The following is a 16,817-nucleotide window of genomic DNA, read 5'->3' as shown; positions in this document are numbered from 1 at the left end:
AGGACTAACATCATGATATTGCTCAAAAGCAAACAATACATGCTGATCGGCCTCACCGCAGTGGCGCTCACGCTTACTGCTTGTGGCGGCGACTCGGCGAAAAACGGCACAGCAACCCCTGCACAATCAGTCCTACCCGACTCAGATAACGACACCAAGCCCGACGTGGCTGATAACTGCCCTAACAAGTACAACCCAACTCAGTCGGATATCGATAACGATGGCATAGGCGATGCATGCGATGAAGATAAAGACAATGATGGCATTCCAAATGGCACAGATAACTGCCCAATAGTTGCAAATGCCTCACAAGTTGATACCGATGGCGATGGCATCGGCGATAAATGTGAAGGCGACAAAGATGGCGATGGCATCCCAGACGATAATGACAACTGCCCTAACGATCCGCGAGTCGATGGCTGTGTTGATGGTGATGATGACGGCATTCCTGACTGGATGGACAACTGCCCAACTAAGGCGAATACCAACCAAATTGATACCGACAATGACGGCTTCGGAGACGCTTGCGACAATGACCGCGACGGCGATGGCGTCAAAAATGGCGTAGACAACTGCCCATTAGTCCCTAACCCATCACAGCAAGACTCAAACAGCGATGGCGTTGGTGATGCTTGCGATGGCGATATTGATGGTGACGGTGTTAATAATGGCGTCGACAACTGCCCAACAGTGTCAAATCGCAACCAAGCAGACTTTAATAACGATGGGACAGGCGATGTTTGCTCTGATACAGATGGCGATGGCCCCTCAGATGCCGTTGATAATTGCCCAACTGTACCCAATACCAACCAAAAAGACCTCGATGATGATGGTGTGGGCGATGCCTGCGATACCGATGTAGATGGCGATGGCATTCCAGATATCGCAGATAACTGCCCATTGGTTGCAAATGCTTCGCAGCTCGATACCGATAGCAATGGCGAAGGCGATGCTTGTGATGACGATAAAGACGGTGACGGCGTTCTAAATGGCGCAGATAACTGCCCAGATATAGCCAACCTTAATCAGCGCAACACATATGGTGGCCCCCTAGGTGATGCTTGCGATAACCAGGATGGTGATGACTTTTTTGATAGGGAAGATAAATGCCCAAACACCTCTAGCGCTACCAACGACGATAGTGATGGCGATGGCATAGGCGATGCTTGTGATGACGACAATGATGGTGATGGCGTTAATGACGATGCTGACAACTGCCCATTCGATAGCAACTCAAATCAAGCGGACATTGATGGCGATAAGATTGGCGATGCCTGTGACAATGATCAAGATGGTGACGGCGTTCGAGACGACACACAAGGCGCCTTAGCTGATAACTGCCCAGCTGTGCCTAACCCCAGCCAAGCCGATCTTGATGGCGACGGCAAAGGTGACGCATGTGACTCGGATGCCGATGGCGATGGCATTCCAGATTCTAGTCTGGAGGATAAATGTATCTGGCGTACAACTGATGAAAATGGCCAGCCAGATTTCACCTGTCCCACTTTTGCCGATCTGAAAACCCAATATAGCTGTTCGGCTGGCGCGCCTGTCGGCAGCACAGTGGCTCCGGTGAAAGAAGGCGGCCTGTGCGCACTGAATACACTACTGCTTGGTGGCCAAGCTGTTGAAATTTGTGGAGTCACCTCGCCAGACTCTGCTGCTGATGGCAACCTAGACACCTTCACCAAAGTAAATAACGCCGTGGCCTTGGCTGACAGCCTATTCACCAGTGGCGCCTTAACCGGCAATGTCGGTGTTGAAGTGACTCTCCCAGCACAAATGCCAGCCGGTCGATTGGCATCATTTGTTATCCAAGTGCCGCGTAGCCTAGTTGAGCTTAGCCTTGCTAAGTCCATCACAGTTACAACCGATGGCGGAGACATTTTTGGTGGTGTTGAAACCAGTGGTGGCTTTGCCTTAGAGCTACTGAGCTTCGGCTTTGATGGCAATACGGATGCTTTAAGCCCTGACAGCCTGACGAGCACACCAGCAAAATATCTCATCGGCGGTTTTGCTACTAAACCTTTCCAAAAGCTGCGCGTCACTATTGGCGGAGGCCTATCGGTTGACCTAGGTACATCGATGAATGTGTACGATGTCTGCACACAGCTGGCCCTAGGCCCAATCGACCCTAGCAACCCACCAAGCAATGGCTCATTACCAATTCCTGGTATCGGTGGTGGCGACGGTGAAAGCACAACACCAACCGGCACACCGCTAGACACTATCCTTGGCCCATTGGCTGATGCTGCAGGTGGCTTTGGTGGTGGCGACGGTGAAAGCACAACGCCAACCGGCACACCGCTAGACGCTATCCTTGGCCCATTGGCTGATGCTGCAGGTGGCTTTGGTGGTGGCGATGGCGAAAGCACAACGCCAACCGGCACACCGCTAGACGTTATCCTTGGCCCATTGGCTGATGCAGTTGGTGGCGCTGGTGGTGGCGATGCCACAGGCCCAACTGGCACGCCGCTAGACATTATCCTTGGACCATTGGCTGATGCCGTAGGTGGATTTGGTGGTGGCGATGGTGAAAGCACAACGCCAACTGGAACGCCGTTAGACATTATCCTTGGACCATTGGCTGATGCCGTAGGTGGATTTGGTGGTGGCGATGGTGAAAGCACAACGCCAACCGGCACACCGCTAGACGTTATCCTTGGCCCATTGGCTGATGCCGCAAGTGGATTTGGCGACGTCAATCCATTCGGCTAAACACCGCACACATAAAAAAGCCACCTAACGGTGGCTTTTTTATTGCTTAGTCATTACTTAGCGGTAGTCAGTCGATACAAGCCAAATAAATTAGCCACAATAAATCCAACCTTACCAATCACAACAAGCACCTGTAGCGTTTCAAGCTTCGTTAATACAACAGCTATCGCAAAATATATAGCTAGTATTAATACAATTGCTGCTTGTAACTTCGCCTGCGCCCTTAATAAAGCAGAAGAACTAAATAGACATATAGCAAACAAGCCAATTGCAATCACAGCGGCAATCGGCACATAAAGCGATGCAATCAGCGCTAAATATCCTGCAGCCGGAATAAAACGACTTGTTTGGTCATGTTGCATGCTATTAAACCTCAGGCCGCATATGCGGAAACAAAATCACATCGCGAATGCTGGCTGAATCAGTAAACAACATCACCAAGCGGTCAACACCGATACCCTCACCTGCCGTTGGCGGCATACCGTACTCAAGCGCACGAATGAAGTCGGCATCGTAGTGCATGGCCTCATCATCGCCCGCTTCTTTCTCACGCACCTGCTGCATGAAGCGCTCAGCCTGATCTTCAGCGTCATTAAGCTCAGAGAAACCATTGGCGATTTCACGCCCACCAATGAAGAACTCAAAACGATCGGTAATGAACTCGTTATCATTATTACGGCGGGCCAAGGGTGAAACTTCGGCCGGATACTCAGTGATAAAGGTGGGCTGGCGCAGCTGCGTCTCCACGGTCTCTTCGAAAATCAGCGTATGCAATTTGCCAACACCCCAAATCGACTTCACATCCATTTTCAGCTGTGAGCGCACGATTTCCGCCGCTTGGTCATAATCCCAAAGCTGTTCACGGGTTAAATGCGGGTTGTATTTCAGAATGGAGTCGACCATCGATAAACGATCAAACTTGCCGCCGAAATCAAAGACTTCACCCTGATATGGCACATCGGTGCTACCCAAAATATCGGTAGCGAGGGTGCGCAGCATATCTTCGGTGAGGTCCATGAGATCATTGTAATCGGCATAGGCCTGATAGAACTCTATCATGGTGAATTCTGGGTTGTGGCGCGTCGACACACCTTCATTGCGGAAGTTGCGATTGATTTCAAACACGCGCTCGAAACCGCCAACGACTAGGCGCTTCAAATACAGCTCAGGCGCGATACGCAGAAACAACGGCATGTCGAGCGCGTTGTGGTGCGTGTTAAACGGTTTCGCGGCGGCACCACCGGGGATGACATGCATCATCGGTGTTTCCACTTCCATAAAGTCGCGAGCAGCCATGAAGCGGCGAATGCCATCGACTACTTGCGAGCGAATGCGGAAAGTCCGACGCGTTTCTTCACTAACAATCAAATCGACATAGCGCTGGCGATACTTAGTCTCGACATCAGCCATGCCATGAAACTTATCAGGCAATGGACGCAGACCTTTGGTCAATAAGCGCAGCTCCGTTACATGCAGCGAAAGCTCACCGGTTCGGGTTTTAAATAGGTAGCCGGTAGCACCAAAAATATCGCCTAAATCTGACTGTTTAAAGCCAGCGTAAACATCTTCACCAATGCTATCGCGCTGAACATAAATCTGAAGGCGCCCACCCATATCTTGCAATGTGGCGAAGCTAGCTTTGCCCATCACGCGCTTCAGCATCATGCGGCCAGCAATTGAAAAAACTGGTTTCTCAGCTTCCAAGGTTTCCGTTGTGGCCTCGTCGAAGCGCGTGTGCAGGTCACTGCTGATAGCATCGCGGCGGAAGTCATTTGGAAATACCGGGCCAGCCTCGCGCAGTACAGCAAGCTTCTGCTTACGCTCAGCCATGAGTTTGTTGATATCTACTGGTGGCGTATTTTCTACTGGTTTATCTGTCATGGTGGCGTCCGCTTACAGGCCCATTTTTAATGAGGCTTGGATGAATTCGTCGATATCGCCATCAAGTACGGCGTTCGGGTTAGAACTTTCAATATTGCTGCGCAAATCTTTCACGCGAGACTGATCGAGCACATAGGAGCGAATCTGATGGCCCCAGCCAATGTCGGCCTTGGTGTCTTCTAGCGCTTGTTTGGCTTGATTGCGTTTCATCACTTCCAGCTCATAGAGTCTGGCGCGTAACATTTTCCATGCGCGATCGCGGTTGGCGTGTTGCGAGCGTTCGTTTTGACAAGCCACCACGGTGCCCGTAGGTTCGTGGGTTAAACGCACAGCAGAGTCAGTTTTGTTGATGTGCTGACCGCCAGCGCCACTAGCGCGGTAGGTGTCGGTACGCACATCGGATGGATTGATATCAATTTCGATGTCGTCATCAATTTCTGGCGAGATAAACACCGCCGAAAATGAGGTGTGACGACGGTTGCCAGAATCGAATGGCGATTTCCGCACTAAGCGATGCACGCCAGTCTCAGTTCGCAGCCAACCAAAGGCATAGTCGCCTTCGACGCGAATGGTGCAAGACTTAATGCCAGCAACTTCACCATCGGAAACTTCCATCACTTCTGTTTTAAAGCCGTGACGGTCAGACCAACGCAAAAACATGCGCATGAGCATGCTCGCCCAATCTTGCGCTTCAGTGCCGCCAGAGCCGGACTGAATGTCGATAAAGCAGTTATTGGGGTCCATCTCGCCAGAAAACATACGACGAAACTCTAGATCGCTGACCAGCTTATCTAGGCCATCTAGCTCGCTGGCAACATCGACTAGCGTGTCTTCGTCATCTTCTTCAACGGCTAAGCTGAGCAGCTCTTTGGTGTCGACAAGGCCACTAGTTAGCTGATCAATGGTCAGTACCACGCCTTCGAGCATGCTGCGTTCTTTACCAATGGCTTGGGCTTTTTCGGGCTCATCCCAGAGTTTGGGATCTTCAAGCTCGCGGGTGACCTCCTCTAAGCGCTCTTGCTTGAGGTCGTAGTCAAAGATACCCCCGGAGCGACTCAGTGCGCTCGGTGAGGTCTTTAATGCGGAGGACGTAGGGATTAATTTCCATGATGCTAAAAATGCCGTCGTGTAAAGCGCGGTATTGTAGCGAAAAATGCGCGCGCGTGCTGCCTGCGCATTAGCTCAGCGTAAAGCCACTTTGCAAAGCTAGCTTACAACGCCAGCATCGCCTCGATGCGCAACTGCAGCGTCTCCATGCCGCGAAAACGATTGATATCTAAGCGATAAGCAACACGAATTCGCTCGCACTTGAGATTAGGCCAAAGTGCCCTATCCACGCCAAAAGCAATGCCATCGATGACGCGATTGCTCTCTGGATGGCAGAGGCTGAATTTGATGTGTTTATCTTTAAGTAAGCGCTGACCAAGACACAAAAACTCACCTTCAAATAAGGGCTCAGGAAAGGCCTGACCCCAAGGGCCGGCATCGCGAATCAAATACGCCGTTTGCTCATTCAGCTCAGAGGCACTGAGCTCGCCATCGGTGAGCAAAACTGCGTCATAAGCTTCAGGCGGAACCCATTCGCGCAAGGTTTCTTCGAAGGCTAGGCGAAATGCCGCCAGCTGCGTGCTGGGTAAGCTCATGCCGGCCGCCATGGCGTGACCACCAAAGCGCGTGATAAGGCCGGGATTTTTCGTCGCCATGGCATCGAGCACATCGCGAATATGCACGCCAGGAATGGAGCGCGCCGAGCCTTTTAGCTCGCTGGGCATCTCGCCGTACGCTGGTGCTTGTGCCGGCGCAAAGGCGACTGTTGGCCGATGAAAGCGCTCTTTAATACGCCCTGCCAACAAACCAATTACGCCTTGATGCCAATGCCGGTCGTAAAGCACTAAACCGGGCGGCAAATTTTCTTCGCTGATGGTCAGCTCGCGCATCGCCGCCATGGCTTCATTTTGCATGCCGGCTTCGATCTCGCGACGCTCTAAATTCAGCGCATCAAGGTCTTCTGCCATGCGTTTGGCTTCAGCAGGATCATCGCAAAGTAAGCACTCAATGCCTTCGCGCATATCGTCTAGGCGGCCTGCTGCATTGAGGCGTGGCGCCACAACAAAGCCCAGATCACTGGCTACTAAACTGGCGATATCACGCTCAGCCACACGCAGTAAAGCGGTAATGCCAGGGCAGCAACGCCCAGCTCGAATACGCGCCAAGCCTTGTTGCACGAGGCGGCGATTATTGGCATCGAGCGCGACCACATCAGCCACCGTACCTAAAGCCACAAGGTCTAGATAATTAGCCATATTAGGCTCAGCAATGCCTTGAGCGGCGAACCAGCCATCGTCGCGTAAGCGCGTGCGCAGGCTTGAGAGCACGTAAAACACCACACCAACGCCGGCTAAAGCTTTGCTGGGAAAGTCGCAATCGGCTTGGTTCGGGTTGACGATGGCATCGGCCGGCGGCAGCGTTGCGCCGGGCAAATGATGATCGGTGATGAGTACGCGCACGCCCGCCGCCTGTGCCGCCGCCACGCCTTCATGACTGGCAATACCGTTATCGACGGTGATGATGAGCTGCGGCTGCTTCTCGCTCAGCGCCAGCGCGACGATGCCGGGCGTGAGGCCATAGCCATAGGTAAAACGATTGGGAACTAAGTAGTCGACATGCTGCGCACCCATGGCACGCAAGGCACGTAAGGATAGCGCTGTGCTGGTCGCGCCATCGGCGTCGAAATCGCCGACCACGAGGATGCGCCATTGCTCATGCAGAGCTTGAGCCAATAATTCTATTGCCGCAGTTAAGCCATGAAGGCTGCTGGCTGGCTGCAAAGCAGCCAACGTCATCGCTAGCTCAGACTCAGTACGCACGCCACGGGCAGCGTAGAGCCTGGCTAATAAAGGCGGCACAGAGGGCAGATCGGCATGACTTAAAGCACGCCGCTGCCAGCGCAGAGGCGTGCTCATAACGGGATTAACTGAAGCTGAGTGCTCGGCAGCTTAAACACCCATCGATTGCAGAATGCTATCGCGGACTTGATCCAAGGTAGCATCGATGGTTTTCAGCACCGAGCTTTGGCACTGGCCAATGGCCGTGTCAGGATCTTTCAAGCCATTGCCAGTCAGTGTGCAGACGATGACCGAACCTTCAGCAATCTTGCCGGACTTGATGTCGCGAATAGCGCCACCCAAGGAGGCCGCAGATGCTGGCTCACAGAAAATACCTTCGCTCATCGCCAACAGGCGCTGAGTATCGAGAATTTCTTGGTCGCTGAGTTCATCAAACCAACCGCCCGACTCACTCATCACTTTCAGTGCTTGATCGTAGCTTTGCGGGTTACCGATGCGAATCGCAGTGGCCACGGTTTCTGGATTTTTCACTGGGCCGCCACGCACAAATGGCGCAGAGCCGGAGGCTTGATAGCCAAGCATTTTTGGACGATTGCTGATCACAGGCTCGCAAGCAAAAGTGCATTTGCCATTACAGAAACTACATGACTGAGTCACAGTTTCGCCAACTGGCGTGGAGTATTCGCAATAGCCGATCCAATGCGCCGTGATGTTACCGGCGTTACCGACTGGTAGACAGTGGTAGTCAGGTGCGCGGCCAAGCTCTTCGACAATTTCGAAAGCCGCAGTTTTTTGACCTTGCAGACGATAGGGGTTAACCGAGTTAACGATAGTCACTGGCGCATGCGCCGCGACTTGCTTAACCAGCTCCATGCCATCGTCGAAGTTGCCGCGAATTTGCAGGGTGATGGCGCCATACATCATGGCCTGTGCCAGCTTACCCATGGCAATTTTGCCTTCTGGAATAAGCACAAAGGCTTTGATGCCAGCGCGCGCCGCATAGGCAGCGGCAGCAGCTGAGGTATTACCGGTTGAGGCGCAAATAATCGCTTTCGAGCCCTCTTCCACAGCCTTAGTCACAGCCATGGTCATGCCGCGATCTTTAAACGAGCCGGTCGGGTTCAGACCTTCGTATTTCACATAAATTTCGACATTTTTGCCAATCAACGCTGGGATATTTTTCAGGCGAATTAACGGCGTATTGCCCTCACCCAAAGAAATGATGCGCGTGTCGGCAGTCACCGGTAAGTGGCTACGGTAGCGATTAATTAAGCCGGTATAGCGGTTGCCTGCGTTCATGCCAAAGACTCCATACGAATACGTGTGACTGACCCAATGATGTGATCAAGTGCTTCAAGCTCTACCATGGCGCGGTTCATTTCGCGCTCAACAACAGGCTTGGTCAAAATAATAACGGGCACCGAGCCGCCTTCCTGCATGGGTTTCTGCAAAATGGCTTCGATATTGATGTCGTGATTGCTCAAAATGCGCGTGACATCGGCCAACACCCCGGCACGATCATAAGCCTGCAGACGTAAATAGTAGGAAGTCACTACCGACTCCATCGGCAAGATCGGTGTATTGGTGATCGCGTGAGGCATAAAGGCCAAATGCGGCACATTGGGCGCTGACTCTGACGTCAACAACCGCACTAAATCAACAATATCAGCGACTACGGCCGAAGCTGTTGGGCCTGCACCAGCGCCAGCACCGTAATACATGGTGGTGCCAACGGCATCGGACTGCACCAGGATGGCATTTTTCACGCCATTCACATGGGCGATCAGGCGGTCATTCGGGATCAGTGTTGGGTGCACGCGCAGTTCCACGCCTTCGCGTGTGTAACGCGCCATGCCCAGCTGCTTGATGCGAAAGCCCAGCTCTTCAGCATAGATGACATCATCACGAGTGAGCTGCGACAAGCCTTCGGTATAGACTTTAGAAAACTGCAACGGGATACCAAAAGCTAGTGAGGCCATGATAGTGAGCTTATGCGCCGCATCAATGCCTTCAACATCGAACGTCGGATCGGCCTCGGCATAGCCCAGCGCTTTTGCTTCATCGAGTGCATCGGTAAAGGAACGACCTTTATCGCGCATTTCGGTCAAAATATAGTTGCCTGTACCGTTGATGATGCCGGCCAGCCATTCGATATTGTTAGCCGCCAAACCTTCACGCAACACCTTGATAATAGGCACGCCGCCTGCGACCGATGCCTCAAAGCCAACATGCACACCCTTGGCTTCAGCAGCAGTAAAAATCTCATTGCCATGCTCAGCCAGCAGCCATTTGTTCGCGGTAACCACATGCTTACCATTGGCGATGGCGCGCAGCACGAGTTCTCGAGCAACGGTAATACCACCGATAACTTCAACGACAATATCAACTGCAGGATCATCGACCACGGCAAAAATATCCATGCTCACGGTGATGCCAGCCAAGTCGAGGTTGGGATGCTCACGGCGCACACCTATATGCGACACCACGATGTCGCGGCCTGTGCGGCGTGAGAGCTCTGCTGCATTGGCGCGGAGCAAATGCAGAGCACCACCGCCCACAGTACCTAGGCCAACAATACCGATATTGACGGGCTTATTTACGGTCGAATTAGTCGCGTTCAAGTCAGGGCCACCAGCTAATAATATAAGAGCCAAAATAAGCATTAAGACGCTTATCAGACCCAGAAATAAGGGCGCATAGTATAGCGCCCTAGATGAATTTGTCGAACTTAAGGGTTAGTTCAGGCCAAGGATTGTTGCCGCACGATCAGCCGTTATATAGCCACCGATTTGCTCACCTTTTTCATTAAAAATCGCCGGAGTACCCGTTACACCCATTTGACGACCTAGGGCAAATTGCTCACTGATAGGTGCTTTGCAATCTGCTTTTCCGGCAGGCACTGGGCGACCCTGCTTAGCTAGAGTTAGTGCTTGTGCACGATTGGCATTGCACCAAATTTCAGTCATATGAGCGCCAGTGCCCGCGTTTGGACCTACGCGCGGTAAGTCACGAGGATAGGCCAAATAGCGCACCTCAATGCCCTTAGCATTCATCGCTGGCACTTCGGCATGTAACTTACGGCAATAGCCGCAATCGGTATCCGTAAAGACAGTAATCACCGCCTTTGCCTTGCCTTTGGCAGGAAAAATTATCTCATCGCGCTTATCAATGCCTTTAAGCAAAACAAGACGCTGCTTAGACTTAGCCTGATCAGTGATATTGACGACTTCCTTGCCCTTAACTTGCAGCATATCGCCTTGAATTAAATACTGACCATCAGCGCTGGCATAAATCGTGCCGCCATCGAGCTCAACAGCGTAAACACCAGCAATAGGCGAGGCTGTGACTGAAACAATGTTGGCTTTCGGCACGGCCTGCGTTAGACGTTGACGAATCTGCGACTCTTCATTGCTACCGGCTTGCACCCACAGCGCGGTCGCGGCAATCGATGTGGCGATTACGGCGGCAATGCCCCATTTCTTTGTTCGCTTTTGCATGCAGCTGGCCTCTCAGAGAATACATAAGTGCTTAACCATCGAGTCGGCGATGGCGTTGACGAATAGTCGCTAAGCATACGAGAAACAAAGCTCGGCGTCAGCCTCGTGGATGATGCTCAGCGTGCAGTTGCTGCAGACGCTCGCGGGCAACGTGGGTGTAAATCTGCGTGGTGGATAAGTCGCTGTGGCCGAGCAAGAGCTGAATCACGCGCAAATCGGCACCATGGTTGAGCAAATGTGTGGCGAAAGCATGGCGCAAAGTGTGTGGCGAAACATTACTCGTGATGTTGGCCATGAGTGCGTAACGCTTAATCAAATGCCAAAAGTTCTCGCGTGTCATGCCGCCGCCACGCGCCGTGACAAAAAGCGCCGGCACCGAGATATCACGCACCAACTCGCCTCTGGCCTCGCCGATATAGCGCTGTATCCAGATCACCGCATCTTCGCCCATTGGCACCAAACGCTCTTTTTCGCCCTTACCTTTCACGCGCAAATAGCCTGCGGACAAATTCAGCGCCGCCAGCGGCAAACCAACCAGCTCACTCACTCGCAAGCCACAGGCATATAAGAGCTCAAGCATGGCTTTATCGCGCAGGCCAATTAAGGTCTCAGTATCAGGCGCAGCGAGCAGCGCATCGACATCGGCCTCGGACAAATCTTTCGGCAATGAAAGGCCGATGCGCGGTGTATCGAGCCCAATAGTCGGATCGCTGTCGACACTGCCACGTACCAATAAGCCACGCCAGCAATGGCGCAAAGACGACTGCAAACGTGCAATCGAGCGCGGCGACTTTTGCATAACTTGCGGGCTAGCCAGATACGCCGCGAGGTCATCGGTAGTTAATGCTGTTAGTGCCTTTGGTGCAGCCCAGTTCGCCAGTGCGGCGGCATCGCTGACATAGGCTCGACGCGTATGCTGACTTAAGCCTTCGGCCGCGAGCTGATGGCGAAAGGCCGTGAGCGCAGCATCTGAGGCTGGAGGCATGTGAGCGTCTTCAACAATCATGGGCGTAGTTTCAATGAGCTTAACGCTCAGTTTAAAGCCATTGGACGTGATGAGCGAATGCGGCAAACAGTCAAATTTCAGGCATTAAAAAAGGGCTCGTAATGAGCCCTTTTTTGCACAGCAACGCGAAGAATTACTTCTTACGCGGAGCCAGCTTCTCTTTGATACGTGCGGATTTGCCCGAACGATCGCGGAGGTAGTACAGCTTGGCGCGGCGAACAGCACCACGACGCTTAACTTCGATGCCAGCAACAATCGGCGAATGGGTTTGGAAAACACGTTCCACACCGATACCGTTGGAGATTTTACGCACCGTGAAAGCAGAGTTCAGGCCACGATTTTTGATAGCAATAACCACGCCTTCATAGGCCTGGAGACGCTCACGCTCGCCTTCTTTCACTTTCACCTGAACGACAACAGTGTCGCCAGGAGCAAACTTAGGAATATCTTGTTTCAGTTGGACGCTTTCAACGGCCTGTACTAAAGGATGCTTACCGCTCATCTTAATTCTCCACATTCAATCACAGAGGCTTTCACGCATATGATTGATCATTGTGATGCCTTGACCGGCTGCTCGTGTCAGCTCGGTGGGCATCGCCTTGGGTCCAGAGGCTAAGGCGCATACGACCCCCTCAACACTGCTAGCGAGATCTATTCGATGCCATCTAGCAGCTGTCGTTCTAATTTGCTCAGCGTGCGCCCGACAAGTAAGTCTGGGCGGCGTTCGCGTGTGCGCTTGAGGCTTTGCTGCAAGCGCCAACGCTTTATCGCGGCATGATCACCGCTGAGCAATACCGCTGGCACTGTGTCGCCGTCATACACCTCAGGTCGGGTGTAATGCGGGCAATCAAGCAGGCCATCGGTAAATGAATCTTCAATGGCTGAAGCCTCGGTGTTTAGCACGCCGGGCAATAAGCGCGCTAAGGCATCAACCAATACCATCGCCGGTAATTCACCACCGGATAACACGTAGTCGCCTATCGACCATTCGGCATCGACATCGCGCTCAATTAAGCGTTCATCGACACCCTCATAACGGCCGCAGAGCAAAATCAAACCCTGCTGGCCATGTGCGGCGCTAAGCTGCTGCACATCGGCTTGCGATAAACGCTGGCCCTGCGGTGATAAATAAATCACCGGCGCCACCACACCTCGTGCGGCAGCAGCTTCACGCGCGGCATTAATAGCTCGGCGTAAAGGCTCAATCTGCATGACCATGCCAGGGCCGCCACCAAAGGGGCGCTCATCGACACGGCGGTAATTATCTTCGGTAAAGTCGCGCGGGTTCCAAAACGCCAGCGTGAGCTTACCGTTGGCCACGGCGCGGGCAGTTACACCGCACTCGCTAATGGCTCGAAACATTTCCGGAAACAACGACACTACGCCTACCCACATGGCGATCTCCCATGTTGGTCATAAACGCTTAAAACGTTGGATCCCAATCGACGCGAATACGGCGCTGATTTCGATCGACAAAACGCACAACACGACCTGGCAACCACGGCAACAAACGCTCTTGATCATCCATGCTGCCTTCACAAGCACGCACAATGATGACGTCGTTGGCACCAGTTTCCATCATCGCGTGGACGCGGCCGAGCACGTCATCTTGCTCAGTCACCACTAACATATCGATGAGTTCAGACCAGTAATACTCGTCTTCGTCTAATACCGGCAAGGCGCTTTTCGGCACCCAAATCGCTGCACCAACTAAAGTGTCAGCAGCGTTGCGGTCGGGGCAGATATCCAGCTGCGCCACCAAGCCTTTGGCTTGCGGACGACTCGCCAGTATCTCTACCGGACTCAACACGCCACCACGGTCCAAATACCACGGGCCGTAGTTAAAAATATTGGCAATGGGATGCGTGCGGGACATAACCCACACCCATCCCTTGATGCCATAAGCAGTGTGTACGTGGCCGACCTGAATCAGGGACTCACGATCGGGCACGATAGACATGTCTTATGCGCTCTTCTGAGCTACCTTGATCAGATGTGCAACGCGGTCAGATGCTTGAGCGCCGTTGCTGATCCAATAAGCTACACGCTCTAAGTCCAAGCGCACGCGCTCAGCTTGACCACGTGCAACTGGGTTGAAGAAACCCAGGCGTTCTAAGTAACGGCCATCGCGGGCATTGCGGCTGTCGGCAACAACGATGGAGTAGAAAGGACGTTTTTTAGCGCCACCGCGGGCTAGACGAATAGTGACCATTGCTTAATTCCTGTACTGGGTTTCCGTGGTAAGTCGTTCTGCTCATGGCGCCACGGAAATCGGCCATGCACAGATGGGCGCGAATTCTACGAGAAAACGCGGCACTTGGCCAGTCCAACGTGCTGGAGAATCTGCTAGGCTGCGCGCCATCGTTTGAGGTGCTCATTTATGCGCTACGAAGCCCCATCGCAGTCGGTTTGGCGTGGCCTTGCTCTGCTCACGCTGTCGGCATTTTTATTTGCCACCATGGGCGTGTTTATTCGTCAAGCATCGCATACCGTCAACAACGAAACCATTGTGTTTTTCCGCAATTTTACTGCGTCAATCATGCTGCTGCCGCTGGTTGCCATACATGGCACTGGCCTGCTCAAAACCCAGGTATTTCACAAACATTTATGGCGCGGCGTAGTGGGTTTAGCGGCGATGTATGGCTTCTTTTATGCCATCGCCAAACTGCCATTAGCCAGCGCCATGGTTTTCACCTACTCATCTCCGGTGTTTATTCCACTCATTGCTTGGCTATTTCTTAAAGAAAAAATCACGGTCCGCATGATGATCGCTGCCGTGCTCGGCTTCGGTGGCGTGTTATTGATTTGCCGCCCCGACATGGCCGGCATGGGCTTTATCTCGCTGGTCGGCATCAGCGCCAGCTTGCTCGCCGCCATGGCCTTCGTCACCGTGCGCTCACTTTCTGGCACCGAGCCAGTGATACGCATCGTGCTTTATTTCAGCTTAATTTCAGTGACGATATCGGCTGTGCCAATGCTTTGGGCATGGCGACCGCTCAACGTTGAGGAATATGCCTGGGTAGTTGGTGCCGGCATTTTGGCCACCTTCAGCCAGCTCGCCATGTCACGAGCCTATAGCTTGGCGCCGGCTGGGCGTATTGGCCCGGCGGCCTATTTGGCCATCGTTTTTGCCGGGCTTTGGGCGTGGATTTTGTGGGATGAGCTGCCCGAGACCTTGGCGGTCGTGGGCATCGTTATCATCTTTTTAGCCACGCTGATGTGCTTAGACAAGCCTTTATTCTGGCGCAAAATAACGCGACGTAAAGGCACACTCCCCGCTCGGTAACCAGCTCGGAAATTGATAGAAGCGCTCACGCACCGACACTAATACCTGCTGGAAATACGCCTCATAGCGAAAGCCTTCGCCAGCCAAAAAGTGGAAAGTTTGGCCGCGATAAGTCAGGCTAAATCGCCGCGATGTGGTGAACCAATTCTCGGCATTAGGCTGCTCATTGGGCTTTTTCAATAGCAGCAATACGGCCTTGCCATCGAGGCTTCGGAAGTCAGTCAGGCTGTCATCTTGGCGTGCATATTTCGCGCCCTCACCCATCACCATGACTGGCTCGCGCACCTGATAAGCCAGCACTGAAGCTGATGAATAGCTCAGCGTTGCTATCGCGCGCTCAGCCTTAGGCTGATCTGGCACTAAGGCATCGACACCTAGACTTTTGCGCGCAGAAGCAGCTTCCCATGCTGGCTGCCAAGCGCCCGCTTGCAGCTCATCAGCCTCGGTACGAGCTTGTTTTAAAATCGCCGGCGCTTCGGTCATCGCAAGCAAATACCATTGCACGCGCGGCTGGCTTTTCCACACCGAAAAAGGCGCGTAAAGAATGCCCAATAGCACCACGACATGCACCACGCTGACCCAACTCACTATCTTCGTCAGTTTTGCCCAGCGCGCGACAGGCAAAGGCAAGAGCAGCACCAGCACCATAGGGTAAAACCACAGCACCCAATGCAGGCCAATATCTTTGCTCAGGCTCACCCATAAAAAGCCCAAGCCTGCGGTCCAACTCAAGGTGGCGGCAAGGCTGATAACGGGCTGTAAGTTTGCACGGAGTGATGAGCGCTGCTGTTGCGCAGCTCGTAACGCCAACCATATAGGCGGCAAAATGACATAGCCCATCATGCCGAGATAGGCCAATAGGCTCTGCCAACCAAAGCCGCCGCCAGCATTGCGATTAACTAAGTTAAACAGCAGGTTAGACCAGCAATGCGTGTAGTTCCAATACAGATTAAGCAGGCCAAAGGGAATGGCGACCAGCACTAGCACTAGGCCATGACGCCAGAAGCGCCTGCCAGCGAAAGCATAGAAAATAACAAAGCCAAGACCTAAGAACACAGCAAAGTATTTGGACAAAAACGCCAAACCTAAGCTCACGCCTGCTAGTACCGCCCAGCGTATATGCTGTGTCAGTAAGCCGCGCGCAGCCGCCACAAACGCCAGTGCGGCGAATAAGATGCAGCCTGTGTCGGTCAGTGTGAATACATTGATGAGACTAAGTGGGCTGAGCGTAAATAGCAGCGCCAACCAGCGCGCCTTAATGGCATCGACAGGTCGAAACAGCGCATAGAGTGCAGCCGCGATAATAAGCTCAGTGACTAGGCCCGGTACGCGCAGCCAGAGATGGTGATCACTGACCAGCAGCTGTAGCGCCATCATCCAGCCGGCCATGGGCGGATGATCGTAATAACCGAAGTCGAGATGCTTGCCCCAAAGCACGAAATAAGCTTCGTCGCCAGTCATTGGTAAGCCATAGGCAATGGCGACTTTGATCAGCACCACAGGCAGCAAAATCCATAGCCAATGCGCTTCAAGCCAGCGAGCCATCAGGCCTGGCTTCAGTGTTTGAGTCATCTCGAAGTACC

The 16,817-nt window shown here is 53.0% G+C and carries 15 protein-coding genes; 2 read left to right on the top strand and 13 right to left on the bottom strand.

Features of this window, described 5'->3' with window-relative positions; all coding sequences use genetic code 11:
• Positions 1 to 12 precede the first annotated feature (12 nt).
• Positions 13 to 2,718, top strand: coding sequence for a thrombospondin type 3 repeat-containing protein (locus tag ACFQ0F_RS00585; RefSeq protein WP_379067918.1), 2,706 nt, complete (start codon positions 13 to 15; stop codon positions 2,716 to 2,718).
• 53 nt (positions 2,719 to 2,771) lie between these two features.
• Here the strand turns inward: ACFQ0F_RS00585 and ACFQ0F_RS00580 are convergent, their stop codons facing one another.
• The 12 genes from ACFQ0F_RS00580 to rpsP form a co-directional block, all read right to left on the bottom strand.
• On the bottom strand, positions 2,772 to 3,080 hold the full coding sequence (locus ACFQ0F_RS00580; RefSeq protein WP_379067915.1) for a hypothetical protein: 309 nt from the start codon (positions 3,078 to 3,080) through the stop codon (positions 2,772 to 2,774).
• Between the two features lie 4 nt (positions 3,081 to 3,084).
• A complete protein-coding gene (gene lysS, locus ACFQ0F_RS00575; RefSeq protein WP_379067912.1) occupies positions 3,085 to 4,599 on the bottom strand; it encodes a lysine--tRNA ligase in 1,515 nt (504 codons plus the stop codon).
• 12 nt (positions 4,600 to 4,611) lie between these two features.
• Positions 4,612 to 5,707 (bottom strand): peptide chain release factor 2 gene (gene prfB, locus ACFQ0F_RS00570; RefSeq protein WP_379067909.1). Its coding sequence is split into 2 segments (ribosomal slippage): positions 4,612 to 5,634 and positions 5,636 to 5,707, totalling 1,095 coding nucleotides; the frame shifts between segments, so codons are not numbered across the junction.
• 103 nt (positions 5,708 to 5,810) lie between these two features.
• Positions 5,811 to 7,562 (bottom strand): single-stranded-DNA-specific exonuclease RecJ, encoded by a 1,752-nt coding sequence (gene recJ / locus ACFQ0F_RS00565; RefSeq protein WP_379067906.1) that lies wholly within the window; start codon positions 7,560 to 7,562, stop codon positions 5,811 to 5,813.
• Between the two features lie 33 nt (positions 7,563 to 7,595).
• Positions 7,596 to 8,744 carry a threonine synthase gene (gene thrC / locus ACFQ0F_RS00560; protein WP_340675353.1) on the bottom strand — a complete coding sequence of 383 codons (1,149 nt, stop codon included), beginning with the start codon at positions 8,742 to 8,744 and terminating at the stop codon, positions 7,596 to 7,598.
• Complete coding sequence (locus tag ACFQ0F_RS00555) at positions 8,741 to 10,066, bottom strand: homoserine dehydrogenase (RefSeq protein WP_340675352.1); 1,326 nt, start codon at positions 10,064 to 10,066, stop codon at positions 8,741 to 8,743. The genes thrC and ACFQ0F_RS00555 overlap by 4 nt, the downstream gene beginning before the upstream one ends.
• Before the next feature lie 114 nt (positions 10,067 to 10,180).
• Entirely contained in the window at positions 10,181 to 10,942 is a 762-nt protein-coding gene (locus tag ACFQ0F_RS00550) for a DsbC family protein (protein WP_340675351.1), read from the bottom strand.
• A gap of 97 nt (positions 10,943 to 11,039) precedes the next feature.
• Positions 11,040 to 11,948 (bottom strand): site-specific tyrosine recombinase XerD, encoded by a 909-nt coding sequence (gene xerD, locus ACFQ0F_RS00545; protein ID WP_340675350.1) that lies wholly within the window; start codon positions 11,946 to 11,948, stop codon positions 11,040 to 11,042.
• Positions 11,949 to 12,081: 133 nt separating this feature from the next.
• The gene (gene rplS, locus ACFQ0F_RS00540; protein ID WP_379067901.1) at positions 12,082 to 12,450 is read right to left on the bottom strand and encodes a 50S ribosomal protein L19; all 369 of its coding nucleotides are present in this window, start codon (positions 12,448 to 12,450) and stop codon (positions 12,082 to 12,084) included.
• Positions 12,451 to 12,599: 149 nt separating this feature from the next.
• Positions 12,600 to 13,343 (bottom strand): tRNA (guanosine(37)-N1)-methyltransferase TrmD, encoded by a 744-nt coding sequence (trmD, locus tag ACFQ0F_RS00535; RefSeq protein WP_340675348.1) that lies wholly within the window; start codon positions 13,341 to 13,343, stop codon positions 12,600 to 12,602.
• A gap of 28 nt (positions 13,344 to 13,371) precedes the next feature.
• Entirely contained in the window at positions 13,372 to 13,908 is a 537-nt protein-coding gene (gene rimM / locus ACFQ0F_RS00530) for a ribosome maturation factor RimM (RefSeq protein ID WP_340675347.1), read from the bottom strand.
• A gap of 3 nt (positions 13,909 to 13,911) precedes the next feature.
• Complete coding sequence (rpsP, locus tag ACFQ0F_RS00525; RefSeq protein ID WP_340675346.1) at positions 13,912 to 14,160, bottom strand: 30S ribosomal protein S16; 249 nt, start codon at positions 14,158 to 14,160, stop codon at positions 13,912 to 13,914.
• 168 nt (positions 14,161 to 14,328) lie between these two features.
• On the opposite strand from rpsP, the gene ACFQ0F_RS00520 reads away from it, so the two are divergent.
• A complete protein-coding gene (locus ACFQ0F_RS00520) occupies positions 14,329 to 15,234 on the top strand; it encodes a DMT family transporter (RefSeq protein WP_340675345.1) in 906 nt (301 codons plus the stop codon).
• Here the strand turns inward: ACFQ0F_RS00520 and ACFQ0F_RS00515 are convergent.
• On the bottom strand, positions 15,184 to 16,806 hold the full coding sequence (locus ACFQ0F_RS00515; protein WP_379067895.1) for an ArnT family glycosyltransferase: 1,623 nt from the start codon (positions 16,804 to 16,806) through the stop codon (positions 15,184 to 15,186). The two genes, ACFQ0F_RS00520 and ACFQ0F_RS00515, sit on opposite strands and share 51 nt — an antisense overlap.
• Between the last annotated feature and the right edge of the window lie 11 nt (positions 16,807 to 16,817).

The sequence above is a fragment of the Paraperlucidibaca wandonensis genome, from assembly GCF_042677145.1.
GTDB classification, from domain to species: Bacteria; Pseudomonadota; Gammaproteobacteria; order Pseudomonadales; family Moraxellaceae; genus Perlucidibaca; species Perlucidibaca wandonensis.
This window is presented reverse-complemented; position numbering and strand designations above follow the sequence as displayed.

Bases quoted from the DNA above. Each gene is read 5' to 3' on its own strand.
- thrC (WP_340675353.1), bottom strand. From the start codon at position 8,744: ATGAACGCAGGCAACCGCTATACCGGCTTAATTAATCGCTACCGTAGC.
- trmD (WP_340675348.1), bottom strand. From the start codon at position 13,343: ATGTGGGTAGGCGTAGTGTCGTTGTTTCCGGAAATGTTTCGAGCCATT.
- ACFQ0F_RS00550 (WP_340675351.1), bottom strand. From the start codon at position 10,942: ATGCAAAAGCGAACAAAGAAATGGGGCATTGCCGCCGTAATCGCCACA.
- ACFQ0F_RS00585 (WP_379067918.1), top strand. From the start codon at position 13: ATGATATTGCTCAAAAGCAAACAATACATGCTGATCGGCCTCACCGCA.
- ACFQ0F_RS00520 (WP_340675345.1), top strand. From the start codon at position 14,329: ATGCGCTACGAAGCCCCATCGCAGTCGGTTTGGCGTGGCCTTGCTCTG.
- xerD (WP_340675350.1), bottom strand. From the start codon at position 11,948: ATGATTGTTGAAGACGCTCACATGCCTCCAGCCTCAGATGCTGCGCTC.
- rplS (WP_379067901.1), bottom strand. From the start codon at position 12,450: ATGAGCGGTAAGCATCCTTTAGTACAGGCCGTTGAAAGCGTCCAACTG.
- rimM (WP_340675347.1), bottom strand. From the start codon at position 13,908: ATGTCTATCGTGCCCGATCGTGAGTCCCTGATTCAGGTCGGCCACGTA.
- ACFQ0F_RS00515 (WP_379067895.1), bottom strand. From the start codon at position 16,806: ATGACTCAAACACTGAAGCCAGGCCTGATGGCTCGCTGGCTTGAAGCG.
- rpsP (WP_340675346.1), bottom strand. From the start codon at position 14,160: ATGGTCACTATTCGTCTAGCCCGCGGTGGCGCTAAAAAACGTCCTTTC.
- lysS (WP_379067912.1), bottom strand. From the start codon at position 4,599: ATGACAGATAAACCAGTAGAAAATACGCCACCAGTAGATATCAACAAA.
- ACFQ0F_RS00580 (WP_379067915.1), bottom strand. From the start codon at position 3,080: ATGCAACATGACCAAACAAGTCGTTTTATTCCGGCTGCAGGATATTTA.
- recJ (WP_379067906.1), bottom strand. From the start codon at position 7,562: ATGAGCACGCCTCTGCGCTGGCAGCGGCGTGCTTTAAGTCATGCCGAT.